This window comes from uncultured Thiohalocapsa sp., assembly GCF_913063425.1.
Classification (GTDB): domain Bacteria; phylum Pseudomonadota; class Gammaproteobacteria; order Chromatiales; family Chromatiaceae; genus Thiohalocapsa.
The window spans coordinates 1-21,435 of sequence record NZ_CAJXYK010000005.1 but is presented as its reverse complement, the minus strand read 5'-3'; the positions used below and the strand labels follow the sequence as shown (position 1 = coordinate 21,435).

At 67.8% G+C, this 21,435-nt stretch carries 15 protein-coding genes, 1 tRNA gene and 1 pseudogene; 10 read left to right on the top strand and 7 right to left on the bottom strand.

The genetic code is table 11. The features are described 5' to 3' along the window. Window positions 1-250 precede the first annotated feature (250 nt). Window positions 251-3,958 (top strand): hypothetical protein, encoded by a 3,708-nt coding sequence (locus tag QZ607_RS03580; RefSeq protein ID WP_295879743.1) that lies wholly within the window; start codon window positions 251-253, stop codon window positions 3,956-3,958. Window positions 3,959-4,155: 197 nt separating this feature from the next. Here the strand turns inward: QZ607_RS03580 and QZ607_RS03575 are convergent, their stop codons facing one another. From QZ607_RS03575 to QZ607_RS03560, 4 genes are all read right to left on the bottom strand, one after another. Beyond that, window positions 4,156-4,797: a Uma2 family endonuclease gene (locus tag QZ607_RS03575; RefSeq protein WP_295879741.1), complete on the bottom strand. Its 642-nt coding sequence runs from the start codon at window positions 4,795-4,797 to the stop codon at window positions 4,156-4,158. Window positions 4,798-4,909: 112 nt separating this feature from the next. After that, window positions 4,910-6,292, bottom strand: a complete 1,383-nt coding sequence (locus QZ607_RS03570; RefSeq protein ID WP_295879739.1) for a TRAP transporter large permease subunit — start codon at window positions 6,290-6,292, stop codon at window positions 4,910-4,912. After that, complete coding sequence (locus QZ607_RS03565) at window positions 6,285-6,911, bottom strand: TRAP transporter small permease subunit (RefSeq protein WP_295879737.1); 627 nt, start codon at window positions 6,909-6,911, stop codon at window positions 6,285-6,287. Before QZ607_RS03565 ends, QZ607_RS03570 begins: the two co-directional genes overlap by 8 nt. A 64-nt stretch (window positions 6,912-6,975) precedes the next feature. Next, the gene (locus tag QZ607_RS03560) at window positions 6,976-7,347 is read right to left on the bottom strand and encodes a DUF2782 domain-containing protein (protein ID WP_295879734.1); all 372 of its coding nucleotides are present in this window, start codon (window positions 7,345-7,347) and stop codon (window positions 6,976-6,978) included. A 155-nt stretch (window positions 7,348-7,502) separates the two neighbouring features. Here QZ607_RS03560 and QZ607_RS03555 point away from each other — a divergent pair, with 155 nt between their 5' ends. Further along, on the top strand, window positions 7,503-9,569 hold the full coding sequence (locus QZ607_RS03555; protein WP_295879732.1) for a UvrD-helicase domain-containing protein: 2,067 nt from the start codon (window positions 7,503-7,505) through the stop codon (window positions 9,567-9,569). Between the two features lie 232 nt (window positions 9,570-9,801). Then, window positions 9,802-9,878 (top strand) — tRNA-Arg (locus QZ607_RS03550). 314 nt (window positions 9,879-10,192) lie between these two features. Here the strand turns inward: QZ607_RS03550 and QZ607_RS03545 are convergent. Continuing rightward, window positions 10,193-11,164: a hypothetical protein gene (locus tag QZ607_RS03545; protein ID WP_295879730.1), complete on the bottom strand. Its 972-nt coding sequence runs from the start codon at window positions 11,162-11,164 to the stop codon at window positions 10,193-10,195. Between the two features lie 496 nt (window positions 11,165-11,660). Here QZ607_RS03545 and QZ607_RS03540 point away from each other — a divergent pair, with 496 nt between their 5' ends. The 7 genes from QZ607_RS03540 (at window position 11,661) to QZ607_RS03510 (ending at window position 20,661) form a co-directional block, all read left to right on the top strand. Then, complete coding sequence (locus QZ607_RS03540) at window positions 11,661-12,062, top strand: hypothetical protein (protein WP_295879727.1); 402 nt, start codon at window positions 11,661-11,663, stop codon at window positions 12,060-12,062. A 254-nt stretch (window positions 12,063-12,316) separates the two neighbouring features. Further along, entirely contained in the window at window positions 12,317-14,569 is a 2,253-nt protein-coding gene (locus QZ607_RS03535; RefSeq protein ID WP_295879725.1) for a DEAD/DEAH box helicase family protein, read from the top strand. Continuing rightward, window positions 14,569-15,282, top strand: coding sequence for a hypothetical protein (locus QZ607_RS03530; protein ID WP_295879724.1), 714 nt, complete (start codon window positions 14,569-14,571; stop codon window positions 15,280-15,282). The genes QZ607_RS03535 and QZ607_RS03530 overlap by 1 nt, the downstream gene beginning before the upstream one ends. A 22-nt stretch (window positions 15,283-15,304) precedes the next feature. Beyond that, complete coding sequence (locus QZ607_RS03525; RefSeq protein ID WP_295879720.1) at window positions 15,305-17,605, top strand: DNA sulfur modification protein DndB; 2,301 nt, start codon at window positions 15,305-15,307, stop codon at window positions 17,603-17,605. A 49-nt stretch (window positions 17,606-17,654) separates the two neighbouring features. Beyond that, window positions 17,655-17,843 (top strand): hypothetical protein, encoded by a 189-nt coding sequence (locus tag QZ607_RS03520; protein ID WP_295879719.1) that lies wholly within the window; start codon window positions 17,655-17,657, stop codon window positions 17,841-17,843. Then, a complete protein-coding gene (locus QZ607_RS03515) occupies window positions 17,840-19,939 on the top strand; it encodes an AAA family ATPase (RefSeq protein WP_295879716.1) in 2,100 nt (699 codons plus the stop codon). Before QZ607_RS03520 ends, QZ607_RS03515 begins: the two co-directional genes overlap by 4 nt. 65 nt (window positions 19,940-20,004) lie before the next feature. Beyond that, window positions 20,005-20,661, top strand: coding sequence for a DNA phosphorothioation-associated protein 4 (locus QZ607_RS03510; RefSeq protein WP_295879714.1), 657 nt, complete (start codon window positions 20,005-20,007; stop codon window positions 20,659-20,661). Here QZ607_RS03510 and QZ607_RS03505 read toward each other — a convergent pair. Together QZ607_RS03505 and QZ607_RS03500 are read right to left on the bottom strand one after the other, a co-directional pair. Beyond that, window positions 20,658-21,032: a DndE family protein gene (locus tag QZ607_RS03505; protein WP_295880021.1), complete on the bottom strand. Its 375-nt coding sequence runs from the start codon at window positions 21,030-21,032 to the stop codon at window positions 20,658-20,660. The genes QZ607_RS03510 and QZ607_RS03505 overlap by 4 nt on opposite strands. Beyond that, window positions 21,016-21,435 (bottom strand): annotated as a pseudogene (locus QZ607_RS03500) (DNA sulfur modification protein DndD); the annotation flags it as partial. The gene QZ607_RS03505 and the pseudogene QZ607_RS03500, both read right to left, overlap by 17 nt.

Sequence of the window (21,435 nt, the reverse complement as noted above, 5' to 3'; positions counted from 1 at the left end):
AGCAAGACCCGGCAGCGTGCCGCGCTGACCTGTCGGCCCAGCTCACCTGTCTGTCCTTCGCCCCCGGCGCCGAGCCCTCAGCGCTGCTGTGCGGCGGGCAGCTGTCGTGCCCATGCTGGTGCACCGATGACACCTGCTGCCGCCGGCGGCCGGCCGGCCGTGGCCGCTCGCCGGCGTGCCATGGCGCCGACGCCCGCCCGCTGCGGCATACTGCGGGCCTGACAGTCCGCAGTAGGCACCGGAGGCATCCATGTCAGACCGCAGCCGAGCAACGCGCTCCCAGGCACGGGCCGGGGAGGCGCCACGAGGATTTCTGTATCGGGTCTGCTGCTGTCCCTGGGGGGCTGATCTGCTCTGGACCTGGCTCGCGGTGACCGTCCTGCTCGGCGTGCTGGTGGTGGCCGGCAACGCACTGCTCGCCGTGAGCACCGATCTGGGCTTTATGGACTTTGTCGCGGGCGGTCAGCTCGCGCCGAAAGGGGAGCCGCCGGTGATCGTGCAGGCCTGCGACGGGCTTCAGGATGCGGGCCACCGCAGCCGGCTGGTGCAGGCCTGCTGGACCCCGGCGCAGACGCGATCCGTGCCCTGGCTGGTGGCCCTGGACAGCCTGTGGGGGCTCGCCTATGCGCCGCTGCTGGCGCTGCTCGGCATACGCCTGCTCGCCGAGCTCATCGCCGACCGGCACGGCCGCCGCTGCGGTGCGCACGGCGCCCTCGACGCGCCGGACAGCCCGGCGCAGGCCTGGCCCTGGATGCTCCTGCTGGCGCTGCCGCCCGCGGCGCTCCTGGGCGCGGACTGGGTGGAGAACTGGCAGGCGTGGCGCCTCGCGGCCGCCGGGGAGCCCGCGCGCGATGCCGCCTATGCGGTGATGAATACCGCGGCCTGGATCAAGCTCCGGCTCCTGTCCCTGGCCGTCGGCGTCGTGCTCCTGCTCTTCGGGCTGTGGCTGTTCGGTGTGCTCTTCAGTCCCGGCGAGCCGCAGGCCGCGCGCCGGCGCGACCGCGCGCTGCTGCGTCTTGCTGTCGCGCGCGTCCTCTGGCGCAGCCGCTACGTGCTGGCCATGCTCGGGCTGTTCGGGGCGCTCGCCCTCGGCATGAATCAGAGCCGGGACGTGCTCGTGGGCATGGCCCAGGGACTGGCTCGCGAGCGTGTCTCCGGCGCCGCCGTGACCGCAGACCAATGGCTCTTGCCCTGGGTGCTCGGCGCCATCGTCGTGACCATCCTCGCTGTCTGGATGCTCGCGTATGCCAGCTGGCTCTGGTCGCGCATCCCGGCGCGCATGCGCTCGCCGGAGGTGGACATGCTCCGGGCCGATGAGCCGGTGGCGGCCGACGGGACGCCCGCCGCCCAGGGCAGCGCCGCCCCCTCGCGCATGGCCGGCGGCGGCGCCCGGGCGCAGGACGGGCGCGACACCTTCGCCAAGTGGTGGGCGCGCTGGCTCGGCCTGCTGCCCATCCTGATCCTCACCGCGCTCGCCGGTCTTGCCAGTGGCGATGCCATGCGCGTGGCCGCCGCCGGCCTGGCGGCGGGGCTCGGCAACGTCGAGACCGCAGAGGCCACCGGGCTGGTGCTGTGGGATTTCGCGCTCGCCACGGTGCTGCTCGGCTTCGCGATCCTCGCCGGCTTCGCCCATGACCGGGGCCGGGAGGCGACGGCACCGCGGCCTGCGGCTGCGCCAGGCCCCTGCGGCTTGCCGCGCAAGCATGCGCTCTACTACAACGCCGTGCGCCTGGACGAGTCGGAGGACGAGCTCGCGGGCTACGGTTATCGGTTTCTGATGCTGCTGCGGCGGGCGCCGCTGACCCTGCCGGTGCTGTCCCTGGTGCTGTTTCAGGCGCTGCGGGCGATGGACCTCTTTCTGGCCGGGCAGGTGCCGGTGACCGTCGCCGTCATTGCGCTGGCGCTCACGCTGTGGACCTGTGTGCTGGGTCTCATCGCGCAGGCCGCCCAGCGCCAGGGGATGCCCTGGGTGCTGCTGCTGGTGGTGCTGGCCGGTGTGCTGAGCCTGTTGGGTGTCACCGACAATCACCGCGTCCTCACAGAACCCTACGCCGCCGTCGGTGCGCCGGTGCTCTGGGGCATGTGGGCCGCGCAGCTGGTGCTCTCGGCCCTGCTGGTGCTGGCGCTCTACTGGACCTGGCTGCGGCTCACGGTGCGGCTGCAGCGGGAGGAGCCGCGCTGGTTTGCGTGGCTCGTGAACCGGCTCGCCTGGCTCACGCAGCCGTTGTCACGCCTCGGCCTGGTGGCCCGCGAGGCGCGCGGCCATCGCCGCCACATGGCCGTGGATGTCGGCTTTTTCGTGCTCCTGGTGCTGCTGGCGCTCCCGGTGCTCTGGGTGGCGGACCGGCTGCTGGCGCCCGGCGGTGTGGCATGGCCAGTGGCGGCGGTTGCCGCATTCAGTGCTGCGCCCCCTGCTGAGCCCGGTGCTGCGTCCCCTGCTGCGCCCGGTGCCGAGACCGATGGCGAGCCCGTTGAGGCGCAGGGGGATGCCCGCCGCGCGCTCGACAGCGCCATCGGCGCGTTCATAAGCTCCCGGCTCGCGGACGCCGGCGGCGGCCCGGACGACCCGGTGCCGGTGTACTTCGTCTCCGCGGAGGGCGGCGGCATCCGGGCGGCCTACTGGACGGCGCTGGTGCTGGACCGCCAGGCGCAGGCGGACCCGTCGTTCGCGGCCCGCACCTTCTCCATCTCCGGCGTCTCCGGCGGCGCCATCGGTGCCGCCGTCTGGACCGCCTGCCGCCAGCAAGCGACGCCCGACTGCATCCACCGTGTCGCCGACGCGAGCCTGCTCACACCACTGCTTTCCGCCTGGCTGTTCGACGACGTGCTCGGCGCCTTCCTGCCCACCTCGGTAGCGGCCGGGCCGGTGCACTGGTGCCGCACGCCCGGCTGCGGCATGCTCGGTCGCGGGCTCTGGCTCGAGCGGTCGCTGGAGGCGGCCCTGCCGGCGCTGCGCCGGCCCCTGGTGGAGGTCAATGCAGCGCCACCCCACCTGTTCCTGAACAGCACCCGCGTCGAGGACGGCAGCCGCGCCATCGCGAGCCCCATTCGCATCGGCGCCGCCGCCTTTCCCTCTGCCGTGGACCAGCTCGCGGTGCTCGGGACCGGCGTGCCGCTCAGCACCGCTGCCCACAACTCGGCGCGCTTCACCTATGTCAACGCCATCGGCAGCGTCCACCGGACTGCCAAGCCAGAGCCCGCCGGGGCACCGGCGCAGGCCGCCGCGGGCACGGGTGCCGCGGACAGCCCACCCGAGGCGGCTCCGGTGAATCGCCACCACCTCGCCGACGGCGGCTACTTCGACAACGGCGGCGGGCAGACCACCGCCGACATCATTCGGGCCTTCACCCGCTGCCTGTTCGGGCCCATCGGGCGCCAGGCGGGTGCGCCAAGCTCGGGTGAGACCGGATCCGGCGAGCCCGGGACAACGGCGTCCGACCCCTGCGGTCTCGACCAAGACCTGCGGGAAGCGGCACAGCGCCGGCTGCTGCCGCAGGCCATCCACATCCGCAACGGCATCGAGCCGACGGCGGAGCCCGACGTGCAGTCACGCATGCCGGCAGACAGCTCTATCCAAGGCTGTGCGCCCATGCAGGCGCCGAGCCCGAGGGGCCTCGACATCTATCCTGATCTGCTCGGGCCCGCGGTCACCGCCTTCAACGCCATCGGCACCGGCGCCAACGGGCGTGTGGCGGAGGCGGACGTCTGCCGTGCGGTGCAGGCCTGGCGGCTGCTGCGGGGGCGGCTGCTGCGGGGGCGGGTGAGCGCGGCACCCGTGGCAGACGAGCCGGACCTCGTGCGCCGGTGCGACCTGGTGGATGGAAGCGTGCTCTTCCCGCTCGGCTGGTACCTGTCGCCCACGGCCGCCGCCGGCATGCTTGCGGCGGCGGACGACGCCGAGCGGATGGCCGCCCTGTGCCTTGCGGACTTGCAGCAGGACGCGCCGTCGGCACCCTGAGCCTGGTGCCGCGCTGCGGAGGTCGCGAGGCCGGCCCCGGGGCCGCTGACGTCAGTCGGCACCCTGGGGCGCGCGGACTTCAGTCTGCCGACAGGCAGTGCTCCCCAACCTCTGGTTGTCCTCGCCGCTGCATAGCGTGAACCGCTCCTCGCATTTGCGGCCGCGCTCGGTGCAGAACCGGTCAGCGCGGGCAGCGTTCAGAACAGGGCACGCAGGTCCAGGCTCGCCGCGGTGTCGTCGGGCTGGGTCAGGGGCTGGGTCAGGGGCTGGGTCAGGGACTGGGTCAGGGCTTGGGGCAGGGACACGGCGCTCAGGTCCGCCAGCTCCGCCACGTCGGCATAGGTGCCGCCTGCGGGTTGGCGGTGCCGCAGCAGCCGGCGACCGGCCAGGTCCACGAGCCAGACCTCGGGGATGCCGGCGAGGGCGTAGCGCGGCAGCTTCACGTCGCGGTCGTAGCTGAGGCTGCTGTCCGCCACCTCGATGATGAGCAGGACGTCCCCAGGCGTCGGATGGCCGTTGCGATAGTAGTCCGGGCGTGGTCGCAGCAGGGCGAGGTCCGGCAGGGGCTCGGTGTGGTCGTTGAGCCAGACCGGATCCTGCACCGACACGATGGCTGCCGCCCCCAAATGCTCTTTCAGCAGATTCGACAGCAGTTTGACCGTCCCGGCGTGCGGATGTCCGATGGGCGGCGTTTCCACGACCTCCCCGTCGATGAGCTCGGTGCGCAGCTCGGGCCCGAGAATCCCGGCCTCCCCCATGCGGTGGTAGTCGGCGACGCTGAAGCGCACCGCCTGCCCGAAGGCCGAGGCGCGCGGCGGTGCATTGGCGGTGATGCGCATGTCTGGCCTCCGCTGAGGATGTACCCGATTCTGTACCGGCCTGCGGTGCGCTGTCGACTGCATCGGCGCCGCCGGGAATGGTGCGGGAACGCTCTGGCAGGCGCGTGGCCGCTCAGGAGTAAATGGTATCCGGCAGCCAGGTGGCCAGCCCCGGGAACAGCGCCAGCGCACCCAGCATCAGCAGCTGCAGCACGATGAAGGGCAGCACGCCGCGGTAGATCTGCGGCGTGGTGACCTCCGGCGGCGCCACCCCGCGCAGGTAGAACAGGGAGAAGCCGAAGGGCGGCGTCAGGAAGGAGGTCTGAAGATTGATGGCGATCATCACGCCGAGCCAGACGGGGTCGAGGCCCATGGCCAACAGTACCGGCCCGACGATGGGCACCACCACGAAGGTGATCTCGATGAAGTCCAGGATGAAGCCGAGCAGGAACATCACCAGCATCACCAGCGCCACGGCGCCGACGACGCCGCCGGGCAGGCCGGTGAGGAAGTCCGTCACCACCTCGTCGCCGCCGAAGCCCCGGAACACCAGCGAGAAGACGGCCGCGCCGATGAAGATCAGGAACACCATGCTGGTGACGATGGTGGTCTGCCGCACCACCGCAGTGAGCGTGCGCAGGCCCAGCTGGCGCTGCACGGCCGCCAGCAGCAGTGCGCCCACGGCCCCCACCGAGGCCGCCTCCGTGGGCGTGGCGATGCCGTAGAGGATGGAGCCCAGCACGGCGACGATGAGCCCCAGCGGCGGCAGCAGCACCCTGAGCACCCGCAGCCAGAAGCGCCAGTCGTGCTGCGGGCGCTCCGCCGCCGGGATGGCCGGCACCGCGGCGGGGCGGAAGATGGCCACACCCAGCATATAGCCGATGTAAGCCCCCACCAGCAGCAGGCCCGGAATCAGCGCGCCGATGAAGAGATCCCCCACCGACACCGTGTCCGGCGAGAAGATGCCCATGTCCAGCTGCGCCTGCTGGTAGGCCGCCGAGAGCACGTCCCCCAGCAGCACCAGCACGATGGAGGGCGGGATGATCTGCCCGAGCGTGCCGGAGGCGCAGATGGTGCCGGCGGCCACGCTCGGGTCATAGTGGCGGCGCAGCATGGTGGGCAGGGACAGGAGCCCCATGGTCACCACCGTGGCGCCGACGATGCCGGTGCTCGCGGCCAGCAGCATGCCTACCACCGTCACCGAGATGCCGAGCCCCCCGCGCATGGGCCCGAACAGCAGCGCCATGGTGTCGAGCAGGTTCTCCGCCACCTTGGAGCGCTCCAGCATCACGCCCATGAAGACGAAGAGCGGCACGGCGATCAGCGTCTCGTTGGTCATGACGCCGTAGATCCGGTTCGGCAGCGCCTCGATGAAGGCGTGGTCGAAGAGCCCCAGCCACTCGCCGAGGTAGGCGAACACCAGCGCCGTGCCGCCCAGCGACAGCGCCACCGGATAGCCCAGCAGCAGCACCGCGCCGACCGCCAGAAAGAGCAGCAGCGGCATCAGCTCAGCCATCGTCTGGCACCTCCGCGCTGGTGTCGCCCGCCCCCGCCGCCGGCGCCTGGTGCGCCGCCCCGGGCGGCGCCGCGGATGCCACGCCTGCCAGGAAGAGCCCGCTGCGCAGCGCCCAGACCAGGCCTTGCAGCAGCAACAGCAGCGGCATCACCACCAGGAGCGTCTTCAGCCAATAGACATAGGGCAGGCCGCCCGCTTCCCGCGAGCCCTCCCGCACGGCCCAGGACTCCGCGACATAGTCCCAGGAAGCCGTGAGGATGTAGAGGCTGACCGGGATCAGCAGCGACAGGGTGCCCAGCAGGTCCACCCAGGCGCGCGCACGTGGGCCGAAGCGCTGATAGAAGATGTCCACGCGCACATGGCCGTTCTGCTGGAGGGTGAAGGCCGCCCCGAGCATGAACAGCGTGGCGTGCATGTAGGTGACGGATTCCTGCAGGGCGATGGAGCCCTCGTCGAAGCCGTAGCGCAGCACCACCACCAGAAAGGTCACCAGCACCATGGCCAGCGCCAGCCAGGCGATGACCCGGCCGACCCAGGCGTTCACCAGGTCCAGCCCGCCGGCGAGCCTGAGCAGCCCCGCCTTCAGTCCCCCGTGTGCGGGCGGCCTTTCATCCAGCATGCCTTGTCATCCCCTGCTGCTGCCGGCGGCCTCGCGGCTGCGGCGCCCGGGCCGGCGTCCGCCGTCACCAACTGAACAGCAGCCACTGCGGCAGCGCCAGGTTCGGCGGCGGGCGGTCCTCCTGCACGTCCAGGGTGCCGTCGCCGTTGGTGTCCAGCAGATAGTAGGGTGGGCCCGCGACGGGCTCGATCTTGACCATGTACACCTGGCCCTTCACGCGGTACTCGTAGATGACCTCCTCGTCCGTCTCGATGATGGTCACCTCCGGCTCCACCCGGTCCGCTGCCCGTGGCGGCACGGGCACCGCCGGTGCCGACAGGAAGGGGCTCTGCTCGTCCGGCTGCGCGAGGGCGGCGCTGCACAGGCCGAGGCCGACACAGGCCGCGAGCAGTGTCGGCAGGAGAAGGGCGGGCGCCGGGATCGGGAAAGCAGGCATGGCGAACCGAATGGCAGCTTGCGGATCGGGTTAGTGTATTACGGATGGCCGCCGAAAGGGGCGGGTGTCGCGCCAGCGGTGCCGACGCGCTGGCCGCCGTCCGCAGCGAGTCTTTCCCACTGCCAACCTCAGAGCTCACACGTCCGACTTTCCCAATGCACGGCCTGAACCCCCACCAAGCCGAGGCCGTCGCCCACGTCGGCGGCCCGCTGCTGGTCATCGCCGGCGCCGGCTCCGGCAAGACCCGCGTCATCACCCGCAAGATCGCACACCTGATCCGCGCGCACGGCGTGCCGGCGCGCAACATCGTCGCGCTCACCTTCACCAACAAGGCCGCCCGGGAGATGAAGGCCCGTGTCGGCACCCTGCTCAAGGGCCAGAATGCCCGCGGGCTCAGGGTGTCCACCTTCCATACCTTCGGGCTCAACCTGCTGCGGCGCGAGGTGGAGGCCGCCGGCCTGCGGCCCGGCTTCTCGCTGTTCGACCCCGAGGACGCCGCCACGGTGCTGAAGGAGCACCTGCGCGAGCACGACCTCGCCGATGCCGTGACCCCCGCCGCGGCGCTGGCGCGCATCTCGCGCTGGAAGAACGCGCTCATCGACCCGGCCCGCGCCGCCGGCACCGCCGAGGACGACTTCGACGCCATGCTCGCGGACCTCTACGGCCGCTACGAGCAAAGCCTTGCCGCCTACAACGCCTGCGACTTCGACGACCTCATCGCGCGCCCGGTGCGCCTGCTGCGCGACGACCGCGAGCTGCGCGAGCGCTGGCAGAACCGCATCCGCCACCTGCTGGTGGACGAGTACCAGGACACCAACGGCGCCCAATACGAGCTGGTGCGGCTGCTGGTGGGGCCGCGCGGCGCCTTCACCGTGGTGGGCGACGACGACCAGTCCATTTACGCCTGGCGCGGCGCCCGGCCGGACAATCTGGCGCGGCTGCGCGACCACTATCCGACCCTGCGTGTGGTGATGCTGGAGCAGAACTACCGCTCCAGCGGGCGCATCCTGAAGCTCGCCAACGGCCTCATCGGCCACAACCCGCACCTGTTCGACAAGCGCCTGTGGTGCGACCTGGGCCCCGGCGAGCCCGCCCGGGTGCTGGTGTGCCGGGACGAGGCCCACGAGGCCGAGCGCGTCGCCGCCGAGATTCAGCACATGCACCTCACCAAAGACCGACCCTACGGCAGCATCGCCATCCTCTACCGCAGCAACCACCAGGCGCGGCCCTTCGAGCAGGCCCTGCGCGCCCTGAGCGTGCCCTATTTCCTGAGCGGCGGGACGTCGTTCTTTGCCCGCGCCGAGGTCAAGGACGTCATGGCCTACCTGCGGCTGCTGGCCAACCCGGCGGACGACGCCGCCTTCCTGCGCGTGGTGAACGTGCCCCGGCGCGAGATCGGCCCCACCACGCTCCAGCGCCTGGCGGCCTTCGCCGCCGAGGGCGACGAGCCGCTGGCCGCCGTCTGCGCCGACCCGCGGCTCGCGGCGCAGATGCCGGCGCGGCAGGCGCAGCGGCTCATGGCGCTCGCCGGCAGCCTCGCCGAGCATCGCGCCCAGAGCGAGCGCGCCGCCCACCCCATCGCCGCCGTCCGCGCGCTGCTGGAGCACATCGACTACGCCGGCTGGTGCCGCGACAACGCCCCCAGCCGCGCCGCCGCCGAGCGCCGCATGGACAATGTCACCGACCTGCTCAACTGGCTGGAGCGCCTGCACCGCGAGGCCGCCGCCGAGGGCCCCCCGCCGGGCCTGCCGGAGCTGGTGGCCAAGCTCACCCTGCTCGACGTGCTGGAGCGCCAGGACGAGGCCGAAGGCGGAGAGCGCGTGCACCTGATGACCCTGCACGCCGCCAAGGGCCTGGAATTCCCGCACGTCTACCTGGTGGGCATGGAAGAGGAGCTGCTGCCCCACCGCGGCAGCCTGGATGCCGCCGACGCCGGCCCATCGGACAGCGACACGGGCGCCGCCGGCGGTGCCGGCGTCGAAGAAGAGCGCCGGCTCTGCTATGTCGGCATCACCCGCGCCCAGCAGAGCCTCACCTTCACCCGCGCCCGCCGCCGCCGGCGCTACGGCGAGACAGTCACCTGCGCGCCGAGCCGGTTCCTGTCAGAGCTGCCCAGCGCCGAGCTGCACCAGCCCGACAGCACCAAGCGCACCGACGCCGAGGCCCGCGCCCACGGCAGCGCCCAGCTCGCCGCACTCAAAGGCCTGCTCGCCGACCGCTGAGCCCCGGACCAAGCCAAACGCCCAACCGGCACCCGCAGGCAGCCAGCAACCCTGCCCCAAACGGAGACGACGCGCCCCGTGGGAGCGGCATCCCCGCCGCGACCCCAGGCAGCGCTGTTGCGATCCGCCAGGGATGCACCAGCGCCCGCCATGGACAACGACAGCCGGGCGGACTAGACTACGGCGTTCGGCAACGGCCTCCAAACGTCGGCCCACCGCCAGCCCTCCCCAAGCGCCTGTAGCTCAGCTGGATAGAGTACTGCCCTCCGAAGGCAGGGGTCGCAGGTTCGAATCCTGCCAGGCGCGCCATATCCAACGTCCAATCAACATGTTGCGTCTGCAACCCCGCCGACGCTACCGGCTCCGGTCTGCATTCGGCCTGGTTGTGGGTCAGCTGATCGCAGCCGTCCCCTGCGTATTAGGCGTCTGTCCCCGATTTCGTCGATCCCCGATTTCGTCGATCCCCGATTTCGTCGATCCCCGATTTCGTCGCGGGACTGATGCCGGCGTGTGGTGTCCTTGCCGGCAAGCTGCCCGCCCACAGAGTCCGTGCTCTTCGTCTGCCCGCGGTCTTCCGCCGAAACGCCAGCTCGCAGCAGCAGTCCGGCCGGCGTCCCCACCCTTCAGCCGAAGAGCGCCTCCAGGCTGTCGGCAGTCAGGATGCGCTCGGACCAGCGGCGTAAGGTGTCGCTGTCGGCTGCGTCGATGCGCTGCCGCACGCTCTGCACCGCGTCGGCGCCGAACTTCTTCTCGATCTGCCACAGCAGCAGGTCGGCTTCGCCGTCTCGATAGCCGATCTGCTTGCCCTGCTTCAGCCCCTTCTCGATCCCGGCCCGCTCGGCACTTGTGACATATGGCATTCGCTTGGTCTCCTCGAAGGTGTAGACATCCTGGAGGAAGGCCGCTTCCGCCGCCGCCGGCAGCCGGATCATCCAGTCGATGATGCGAAACAGCTCCAGGATGGTCTTGCGCGCATGGCCTCTATCGTACATCAGGCGGATCAGGCGGAACTTCCAGGCCCGGAGCGTCTCGGCATCCTTGCTCGCCTTGGCCCGGATCTGCGCCATGACCACCAGCGCGAAGATGTTGTCGCTCGCCTCCAGCGCCGCCCAGCGCTCCGGCGTGGTCCAGTCCAGCAGCTTGGCGACGGGGAAGCGGAAGTCGATGACACAACCCCACAGCGCATCGCTGAAGCGCCCGGGGCGGAAGCCGGCATCGGTGTCGGCGAGCACGGCGAGGCTCGCCACCGGCACGGCATGGGCGTCGCGGATGCGGTGGTTGTAGAGGAACATGCGCGCCGGGAAGCCTGCCTCTGCCTCGCCCTGCACCTCCACGTGCACCAGTACCCACGCCGGCTGACCGTCCAGGCGGTGCACCCCCACCAGCTTGTCGGCATAGCGGCGGCCGGTCTCTGCGTCGCGCACGATCTGCTGGAGCTCCTTGTCCAGGAAGCGATGCCCGCGGGACCAGTCGATGCCGGCATGGACGGCGGGGAACAGCAGCGCCAGGAACTCCGGAAACCAGCCCTCCAGCGCCTCCTTCCAGGGGCTGTCGTGGTCGCTGAGTGGGTTGGTGGCTGCGTCCTCGTCGGTCATCCCGGCCTCCGGCTCCGCTCTCGGCTGTGACGCTCAAGTATAGCCGCCGTCACCCGAACGTGTACGACCGGAACCCCATCTCCCTGAATTGCTGAGAGCAAGCCCCCGGCATTCCCAAAGGCATCCGGGCCGTCGCAGCGCGATGTCTGCCCGGAGCCCCTGCCGGCTTCTTGCGCGATGAGTACACTGTCCTCGGACATGTCCCAGGGCCAGCGCAGGGCCCTCCGAGCTATACCCATGCCAACCTTCAGCCAAGCCCTCGCCAACCAACCCGATGCCGGCTTCTGGCTCTACGGCCCCGAGATATTCCGCACCTACTGCCGCCGCGACGGGCTCCGCGCCGACACCGCCAACACCATCTCCGTCGATCACATCAGGACGCTCTCGAAGGAACTGCGCGAAGCGGACCCCATGGTCCTGCGCCTCGGCACCGGCCACGGGGATGACGACGCCCGTGGCCAGGCCGCTTTCGCACTGCGACGACAGCAGCATCCACATGCTCCCGGCCACCGGGGCCGGCACCTACAGCTTCCGCTTCACCGTCGGCACCGACCAGCCACAGGCCGTCGACCACATCGCCGGCCAAGTCGAGATCGACTCCGTCTGCATCGGCGTCCGCGACGGCCGCAACCACGTCATCGTCACCGAGGCCAAGCGCGGCCCCTTCGACAGCATCGCCAAGCACAAGCTCGCCTACGCGGTCTGGGCTGTGCGCAGCAACATCCCCGACGACATCCCGATCATCCCCGTCTACCTGCGCGTCACGGATACCAACCAGGGGCTGGAATTCAACGTCGCCGAATGCGCCATCGACGATGGCCGCGAGGGCATGCCGAGCCTGCACTCCGTCGAGCCCGTCCGGCATCGGCGGCTGCCGTTGCGGAGTAATGGCGGTTGATCCAGACGTGGGCCGATGCGCCTAAGCTCCGCGTGACCCCCAGCGCCGCGCTCTGCCTGTTACGTCCGAGCATCTCGACTGCGGTCTGTCCTTGCCCCGTGGCCACGGCTTGGCTACGCTTCAGAATCAATAGGAACGGGTCGTTCGCCTGATGGCCGCGCGCGGACGCACACTGCTGGCGACATCATCCGCGGCATTGCGCGCCCCAGTGTGTTCTGGTGTGACTTGCCCGAATCGTGCACGATCGGTGGGCAATGCCCTCCGGCTCGTGTCAGGCAGAGAAGTCGCATAGAATCAGGGCTTGCGGGCATGCGGTGTACAGGGAGCAAGCGCTTGCAAACGCCGCGGACCTCAACGATGCGCCTAGGCGAACCTCACCGTTGCAAACACTGAGGGAACATTCGCACAAGCTCAGCTACAGCACCGGGCGGGACGACCTGGTGCGGGATTTCTTCGTCCCCTGTCTGGAGGCCGCCGTGCTCTACCGGCGCGCCGCGGGTTACTTCACCAGCGCCGGACTCGCGCTCGCCGCCCGCGGTGTCGCCAGTCTTGCGCTGCGGCGCGGCCGCATGAGACTGGTGGTGTCGCCGCACCTGGAGGCCGACGACATCGCAGCATTGGAGCGTGCCAAAGAGCAACCGGCGGAAGTGCTCAAAACCGTCGCCGCCCGGACCCTCGCCGACATCGAAGACGCCCTGGTCAAAGACCGTCTCAACGCCCTGGCATGGCTGGCTGCCGCGGGGCTGCTGGAGCTTCGGCTCGCCCTGCGGGTCGATGATCAGGGCCGCTACCGACGGGGCTTGTTTCACCCGAAAACAGGCGTCTTCACGGACGAAACCGGTGACCAGGTCAGTTTCACCGGCTCCGCCAACGAGACCGCCGGCGGATTGGTCGAAAACTACGAGCACATCGAGGTGTTCCGATCCTGGCAGGACTCCGAGGGCCGCGTCCAGGCCGCCATAGAGGAGTTCGATGCCCTTTGGGAAAACCAGACACCCGGACTTCGGGTGATCGAGTTCAGCCAAGCGGGCCGCGAATTGCTCCAGCGCTACCGCGATCTTCAGAACCCACCAGATGGACTGAGGCCAGAGAGAATTGCTGAAGGCGACGATATAAGGGCGTCGTTCGAGTCACCGCCGGGCCTGACTTTGCGCCCTTATCAGAAGGACGCCATCCGAGCATGGAGCAAAGCCGGAGGTCGCGGTATCTTGGCGATGGCGACCGGCACTGGCAAGACTGTCACCTCGCTGGTGCTCGCCACAAAGGTCAAGGAAAAGAACCGACCGCTGATGCTCGTTGTCGTCTGCCCCTTCATCCACCTCTGCCGCCAATGGATCGGCGAGGTCGCCGCCTTCGGCGCCACGGCCATCGACTGCTTCGAGGGGCGCCAGCGTTGGGAGTCGCGGTTCGACAACGCCTATCAGCGCCTCACCGCCGGACTCGAACAGCTACAGGTTGTTGTCACTACCAACGCGACATTCGTCAGCGAGCCATTCCAGGCACGTCTCAAACCTCGAGTCGAGGCTGGAAATATCCACCACCTGCTGATCGCCGACGAGGCCCACAACCTCGGCGCTGTGCGTGCCCAAGACGCCCTGCCGGAAGGCATCCAGATGCGCCTCGGCCTGTCGGCAACCCCGGAGCGCCACCTGGACCCGGTCGGCACCGCGGCCATTCTCGACTACTTTGGCGGCGTCGTCTTCGAGTACGGCATCGCCGAGGCCATCGCTGAGGGCCGACTGTGCCGCTACCAGTACCACCCACTTCTGGTGGAACTGACCGACGAGGAGGCGGACGAGTATCTCGACATCACCAACCGCCTGGCGAAATTCCTGCACGGCAACGGCGCTGACGAGGAGCTGAACCAGGGCGCGATGCACCTACTCATGCGCCGCGCCCGGCTGGTGGGCGCCGCGGCCAACAAGCTCGACGTCCTGGATCGCCTCATCGCTGGCCTCGACCAGCGCCCAAGTCAGGCCATCTTCTACTGCGGCGATGGCCGCACCACCGACCAGCTCAGCCAAGAAGAGATCCGCCAGATCCGCGCCGTCGCCCGGCTGCTCGGCGACAAACATGGCCTTCGCGTGCGCAACTTCACCTACCGCGAGGGCGCCGACGAGCGCGCCGAGATCCTCCGCGACCTCAAGAGCGGCTTCCTTGACGGCGTCGTCGCCATCCGCTGCCTCGACGAGGGCATCGATCTGCCGGACCTGCGCATGGGCTTCCTGCTCGCCAGCGCCACCAACCCCCGCCAATTCGTCCAGCGCCGCGGTAGGCTGCTGCGCAACGCCCCCGGCAAGCAGCGCGCCCTCATCTACGACCTCTTCGTCTCGCCACCGGACCTGGGCGGCGATGTGGACGAGGCGGCGTTCAACCTGGAACGCCGCTTCCTGCAACGGGAGCTGGGCCGCACGGTCGAGTTCTGCCGTACTGCCGAGAACGGCCCGGAGGCCCTGGCGACGCTGCTTCCGCTGCGAAAGCGCTACAACCTGCTGGTGACCGACTGATGGACGTGCTCAAGGTCTCCGGTCCCCATAACATCCAAGACGTCGACAACGCCCCCCGGCTGCCGGGTCTCTATGCATGGTATGCACGCTTCAACGTCGCCGAGGCCGACTGGAGCGCCGAGTTCGCCGGCGGCGACGCGGCCGCTCAGCGCAACCTGCTCAAGGCCCTCCGCGAGCACGCCTGGAAGTTCGGTCGCCAGGCCATGCCGGTACAGGCGCACTCCAACTTCTCGACGGTCTGGAACGGCACCCTGCGCGAGGACCCCGACGCCAAATGGCACGCCGGCACCGCGGATAATTCGACCGCAGGATTCGACGAGCGCCTACAAGCCTCCATCGACAGCGATCTCAGCCGCCGCGCCCTGGTGGGTTTGCTCGACACCGGGCTACCCCTGTTCTGCTCACCGCTGTACCTGGGCAAGGCCGCGGAGCAAACCCTGCAACAGCGGCTGCGGCAGCACGCCGCGCGTTATCTCAGGCTCTGGGAGCGCTATCTCGAAGACCGCGACCTGCCCGAGCGCCTTGCCAACCCGAAGGACTTCGCCGAACGGGCGATCAAGCTCGGTTTTTCTCCGGACGACCTGTCTTGCTTTACCCTTTCGGTGGATATCGAGACGCTGGGCGGCATGGAGCCAGACACCCTGTCCGCCCTCATCGCCGCCGCCGAATGGCTGTTCAACCGATGGACCACGCCCATACTGGGCAGGCAATAGCTGGAAGACCAATCCCAACGCCATGAGCACAGACACCCCCGCCACTGGATTGCCCGGACTGGTCCAGCCAACGGACCCGAACTTTCCCAATGTCATCGACGGCATCTACGGCACCTTCTCTACCCCCGCCGGCAGCGTCTGCTACATGCAGACCAAGGCCAAGATCGGCGGCGGCACCTCCAAGCACGCCCAGCTCACCCGCTCCCTGGTCCCGGCGCGGGAGGCGCTGAACATCCAGGAGATGGACTTCAATCAGCTCCTTCAGCGCGACCTCGACGACCACCGCATCGCCACCAAACTCATCCCCTACATCCTTGACCCCCCGGCCAACGCGCTGCCCGGCTTCTACCCGCCCATCGTCGCCGTCCTGCTGCCGTTCGACTACAACCAGCAGCCGGTCGATACCTTTCCGCCACCGGCGGCGAAGCTCGATCTGGATCATCACTACGGCGGTCGCTTCCAAATGACCACGCACGGTCACGCCTATCGCGTCCAATACCTCGCCAACGAACAGGGCGAGCTGGTCGATCCGCCCATCGCCGTGCTGCGCTGGAACCCCGACCAGGCCAAGCTTGTGATCATGGACGGCCAGCACCGCGCCATGTCCCTGCTCGCCATCGAGCGCACCGTCTCAAAGTCCTGGTATACAGCCCCCAAGGGCGCGCGCTACCAGCCATTCTACGAAGAGCACGTCGAGGGCTGGCTGCGCAAGGCGCGCGAGGCCGGCAACCCGGTAGACCTGTCCAACATTGAGCTGCCCGTCACCATCTGCTGGTTCCCCGACGAACCGGGCCAAGACCCGCGCCCGCGCCCGCACCGGGCCGCGCGGAAGCTCTTCGTCGATGTCAACAACACCGCCAAGCCCCCCAGCGAGGCGCGCCTGGTTCTGCTAAGCGACACCGAGCTGCGCAACATCTTCGCCCGCGAGCTGCTCAACCGCTTGCGCCGAGACGAGCGCTGGGCCGAGCGCCTCCCTCTCTACGGCGTCGAGTACGACAACCCCATCGCCAACGTCAGCACCCCGAAGCGGTGGAGCGTCGTCACCAACCTGGAGATCCTCAAGGACTCCGTTGTCCGCGTCGTCTTCGGGCCGCCCAAGCTCATCGACCAGCCCGCGGCATCACTGCAAGGCAAGCCCAACTACCGCGAGATGGACCGCTTCATGCGCCAACGCCTGGAGGTCGGCAAGCTCTTCCCGAAGCAATTCCACGATGGCCCCCATCGCCTCCTGCGCGACGAACTCGGCGACAAGACCTTCCCGATCACCGACGACGCCCAGCACCAGAAACTGCTCGACGCCTTCTACGATCGCTGGGGACGAGGCATCCTCTGGTTGCTGTCCGAGGTGCTGCCCTATCGGGCGCACCTCGATGCCCTGCAAGCGCGCTACCGCCATTGGAACGTCGCAGACAACGTGCAAATCCTCGCGAAAGACGCCTTATTCGAGGGCGTGGGCATGTTCTGGACCATCGCGGACGGCGATCAGCTATGGCGCGAAAATAGGCAGGAGGCAAAAGAGCATAGCCTGCCCGAGCCCCCTCAACCCGACATCAGCCGCGCCTGGACGATCCTCGAAGACCAGGAGCGTCCGGAATTCGGGCGGCTACGCGCGAAGCACTATCTCGAAGCTGAGCGGGCGGAGGACATCGACGACGCGGACCGGCTCTTTCAGGGTTTGATCACCTATGCCGCTCAGGTAGGCCTGGTGATGGCCTGGGCATCGCTGCACCGACTGACAGGTCCGGAACTGGCGCCTCAAGAGGTCGCGGAGACCCTCGCCAAGGCCATCAACGCGGCGCTGGCGAGCGGCCCAGTAAAGACGCGCGATCGGCGTAAGATCTTTCTTAAACGCTCGCAAACCGACGGCTTCCATCCCCTGAACGAGTTACCAAAGCTGCAGCCTGGCTTTGCGGTCTATCTGCGCTACTTCTGGCTGGAGGTCGCGCTGATCGATGAAAACCAGGCGCTTTGGGAAGACCTGGGTATCGATCTCGATCAGGCGAACGATTTTCTGGCCAAGGCGCGGCAGAAGTATCTCCAGTTTCTGACACAAGAGCGTGCAAAGCAGCGGATCAGGGACAACGAGGTCCTCAAGCTGCCCCAAGCGCAACAAAAGGACAAGGCCGAGGACATGGCCAAGAAGGAGATCATCGCGTCCCAGGCCAAGGCGCACAAATACTGGTTCGGCGGCGACATCGAAAGCCATCGCGCGCGGATCGCGGGCGCCTTGGGCGCCGTGGAGCGCGACGCGGAGACCAAGGCCAACGACGAAGACGACGAGGCCGAAGAACCCGATGCCGACGACGACGATCTGCTGCTGTAGGGCCAGCAAGGAGACGCTCGGAAAAGGCGACTGCGGAGGTAACGCAACCATGACAACCGACCCCGACCAAAGCGAACGCGAGCTGTTGCGGGCGCAGGAGATCTTCAAAGAGGCCCCCGAGGAGCACAAGGAACTCATCCGCGCGGTCCTCGAGGAAGAACGCGATGTCGTTAACCACGCTCGCCGCAAAGAGATCTACCAACGCATCTGCAACCACGTAAAGCGAGTGATCAAGTGAAGCTGGAACGGCTGGTGCTGGAGAACTTCCGGCAGTTCAAAGGGCGCCAAGAGTTGGTCTTCTCGGACCTGGACGAGCGCAACGTCACGCTTGTCCATGCCGAGAACGGCTTCGGCAAGACCACGCTGCTCAAGGCGCTGCTCTGGGCGCTCTATGGTCGCAAGGGGTTGCTCGGTTTCGGCGCCCAGGATCAAGACTTCGAACGGCCCGATGCCATCGTCCACGAGGGCCTTGCGCTGTCGGCAACGGACCCGAGCCGCCTGTTCGCCATGGTCGAGCTGACCTTCGTCCACGAGGGCGACCGCTATACCCTCACCCGCCAGCTCAGCCTCGCCCAACAGCGCGCGGCCCCGAAGGAGACCATCCCGAGTCTGGCGGTCACCCGCGACGGGCAGACCATAGACCTCCCCACACCGCAGCGGCACATCCAAGCCATCGTCCCGGACGGCATCAGCAAGCTCCTATTCTTCAACGGCGAACGGATCAACTACCTCGCCGCCGAGCGCAACAGCCAGCAGGTCACCGAGGCCATCCATCAAATGCTCGGCCTGAGCCTGCTGCGCACCACCATCGACGACCTGCGCAGCCAAAGCGTCCGCGGCAAGCTGCGCGCGGAGCTGCGCGACTGCGCCAGCGACGAGAAGTCCGCCCTGATCGAACGCCAGCAACAACTGGAGCAGGGCATCGAGCAAGACCGGCAGCGGCGCCGCCAAACCGAGGCCAACCTGGTGGCCATCCACGACGAGGTCGCCGCCATCGACGCCAAGCTCGCGGCCAACCGCGAGTCCGCCGCCCTGCAACAGCGCCGCCAATCGCTGGAGCAACAGCGCAGCGCCCTCGGCGAGCGGCGCGACGGCATCCAGCAACAGCTCGGCAAGCTCATTGCCGAGGATGGCTACACCCTGTTCACCGGCGACCTCATCCGCCGGGGTGAGGAGATCGTCACCCGGCTGCGCCAAGAGAAAAAGATCCCGGCCAAGGTACAGCACGCCTTTCTAGACGACCTGTTGCAACAGGGTACCTGCATCTGTGGCCGCCCCCTCGCCGAGGGCTCGCCGGAACGCGCCAAGGTCGAGCACCTGCGCCCCGAGGCCGGCGATCAGGCCTTCAACAACGCCGTCGCTGCCTTGGACCACGCCATGGGCCACATCAAGGGCGTCGCCAAGACCACGGCAGAGGCCCTGCGCCGGCTCAACGCCGAGCGCCTCTACATCAAGCGCCAGATCGAGGACTGCGAGGAGGAGCTGAACGACATCCACAACCAGGTCGGCGTCAAGCACGACGACCAGGTGCAGCAGCTCGAGCGGCAGCGCAAGGACCTGGAGCTGAAGGAGAATGGCCTGCACACCGAGATTGGTCGTATCGACCGCGACGTCGAGACCGCCGAGGCCGAGCTGAAGCAGCTGGCGACCCAGATCAGCCAGCTCCAAGACCAGGAAGAGGCCGCCGCCCGCGCCCAGCGTCGCCTCGACGCCGTCGACGACTGCGCCGCCCTGCTGGAGCGTATTCTGGAGGCCGAGACCCAAGGGCTGCGCCCGTTGCTCAACGATGAGATCGACAGCCACTTCCGTCGCATCATGACTAAGGCCTACTGGGCCGAGCTGACCGAAGACTACACCCTGCGCATCCGCAAGAAGGTCGCCCCCAGCGACCCGGACCAGGCGCACCAGGTCACCGACGTGGCCCTGAGCACCGGCGAGCGTACCGTCACCTCCCTGGTCTTTATTGCCAGCCTGGTGGCCCTGGCGCGCAAGCGCTCCGAGATCCCCACCATCCTCAAGGGCCTGTCCGGCGCCACCTACCCGGTCGCCATCGACAGCCCGTTCGGGTCGCTGAGCATCTTCCGCGAGGGCGTCGCCCGAGACATCCCCGAGCTGGCCCCCCAGGTCCTGCTGCTGGTCAGCCCAGAGCAATACAACGGCGCCGTCGAGCAGGCCCTCAACGCCTCAGCCCGCGTCGGCCGTCGCTACTACCTCGTCTACCACGGCCCGACCATCCCCCAGCGCGCAAGCCCGGACCTGATCGTCAATGGCCAGCGATTGCAGCAGTATGTTGCGACGGAGGGGGATGAGTACACGGAAATTGTGAGCCTTTAAGCACAATGGCAACGATAGCTGAAGCTGCTGTTCAAGCGCTCAAGATTCTCGATCGAGCCGGAACCGTGAAAGAAATCTATCAGGCTATCTTGGATAACGACCTATACCAATTCAACACCCCTGTGCCTCAGCATGTGTTGCGGACTACGATCCGCCGGCATACCGGGAACGTGGAGCGTACCGACTCCTTCTCCGTCAGTCATTTCTACATGGTTGGCAGTGAGGTCTACGACCTCATCGAACGAGCGAAGCCGATTAAGATGAGTGAAAAGACAAAGGGCCTGCGCCGAATCTATCGGTCGCGTTCTAAAGACGAGATTATCTCTGCGCTAACAGATCAAAAGACCGGTGCCTTTCGCGAGATATGGCGCGTCCTAGTCTTTGCTGCGGAGGTCGGCGTGGCAAAAAATCGCCGCGACCCATTCGATGATTTTGATACAGGCAAAGGTATCGATCAAAGTACCTTTGGAAACTGCCCGGCATGGCCAGGACTGCTGTATTTGATCTCTATCGCAGAGAAGAACACAGCCGAGTCGCTCTCAGCTACCAGCGATGCAGAGGAAGAAAGAATTGTTGCGTTTCAGGAATATGCCAATGGCGGATTGGCCGTCATGCAGGAGCACTTCTCAAAACAGATTGTCGATCTAGACAGTCTGATTTCTTTTATCGAGATGGAGCTGTCGCCCCCAACGAGTAAACCTGATGTTGACATTGCGATCTAGTCGCAAACGCCAGCGTAGAGTTCATCGAGGGTGGCAACATCACGAAGGCAGGAGATGCCATATTCCAGCATTGCATGGAAATGTCGCGCCCTAGCCTCACGCCTGTTGGTATCAACGCCGTCGCGCTCGGCTCTCAGCATGCTTAAGCCCGTAAATATTTCGGCATATGCGCCGCCGAATGTCTTCCACTCCATCCTGACGCCGACATCTCCTCGCGAGACCTCGTCCGGCACATGGGCTTCCTTTAAAGCTCTACAGTAGGCAACGCGACATATCTCATTCCAATGCTGAATCCCTGTCCGACGTTTTAGGCGGATCAGGGTTTCTTTTGCCTTGGCGCTGATTCGGACCTCTTCAACTGGCGGCTTCATATTCAGCAAAGTAGCCCTCGGTTATCGATGTGACGGCACGCCGGCTGTCATGGGCGAGCAGATAGTGTCGCGCCACGTAGGGTGCCAGCTGTTCGTGGTAGGGGCCAACCAGCTCCTGGTCGGTCGATAGCAGGATGACCTGGTGGGACGCCGCGGGGAAATAACGATCGACGAGGTTGCGGCGGTGGGAGGAGTCGAGCCGGCCCAGGGGCGTGTCGATGATGGTGGGGATCGGTCGCCCCGACGCGCGGGCCAGACCCCAGAGCATGGCGGTGGCCAAGAGCTGGCGCTCGCCGGCGGACAGGCGGTCGAACGGCAGCGGGTGTCCGTCGCCGCCGATGAGGGTGATGCGGTAGCTGTCGGGGTCGATCCGCAGCCGATGGGCCAGCCCCGGCTTGTGCAG

Coding starts and splice junctions, on each gene's coding strand:
- QZ607_RS03580 (WP_295879743.1), top strand. CDS start 251: ATGTCAGACCGCAGCCGAGCAACGCGCTCCCAGGCACGGGCCGGGGAG.
- QZ607_RS03575 (WP_295879741.1), bottom strand. CDS start 4,797: ATGCGCATCACCGCCAATGCACCGCCGCGCGCCTCGGCCTTCGGGCAG.
- QZ607_RS03570 (WP_295879739.1), bottom strand. CDS start 6,292: ATGGCTGAGCTGATGCCGCTGCTGCTCTTTCTGGCGGTCGGCGCGGTG.
- QZ607_RS03565 (WP_295879737.1), bottom strand. CDS start 6,911: ATGCTGGATGAAAGGCCGCCCGCACACGGGGGACTGAAGGCGGGGCTG.
- QZ607_RS03560 (WP_295879734.1), bottom strand. CDS start 7,347: ATGCCTGCTTTCCCGATCCCGGCGCCCGCCCTTCTCCTGCCGACACTG.
- QZ607_RS03555 (WP_295879732.1), top strand. CDS start 7,503: ATGCACGGCCTGAACCCCCACCAAGCCGAGGCCGTCGCCCACGTCGGC.
- QZ607_RS03545 (WP_295879730.1), bottom strand. CDS start 11,164: ATGACCGACGAGGACGCAGCCACCAACCCACTCAGCGACCACGACAGC.
- QZ607_RS03540 (WP_295879727.1), top strand. CDS start 11,661: ATGCTCCCGGCCACCGGGGCCGGCACCTACAGCTTCCGCTTCACCGTC.
- QZ607_RS03535 (WP_295879725.1), top strand. CDS start 12,317: ATGCCCTCCGGCTCGTGTCAGGCAGAGAAGTCGCATAGAATCAGGGCT.
- QZ607_RS03530 (WP_295879724.1), top strand. CDS start 14,569: ATGGACGTGCTCAAGGTCTCCGGTCCCCATAACATCCAAGACGTCGAC.
- QZ607_RS03525 (WP_295879720.1), top strand. CDS start 15,305: ATGAGCACAGACACCCCCGCCACTGGATTGCCCGGACTGGTCCAGCCA.
- QZ607_RS03520 (WP_295879719.1), top strand. CDS start 17,655: ATGACAACCGACCCCGACCAAAGCGAACGCGAGCTGTTGCGGGCGCAG.
- QZ607_RS03505 (WP_295880021.1), bottom strand. CDS start 21,032: ATGAAGCCGCCAGTTGAAGAGGTCCGAATCAGCGCCAAGGCAAAAGAA.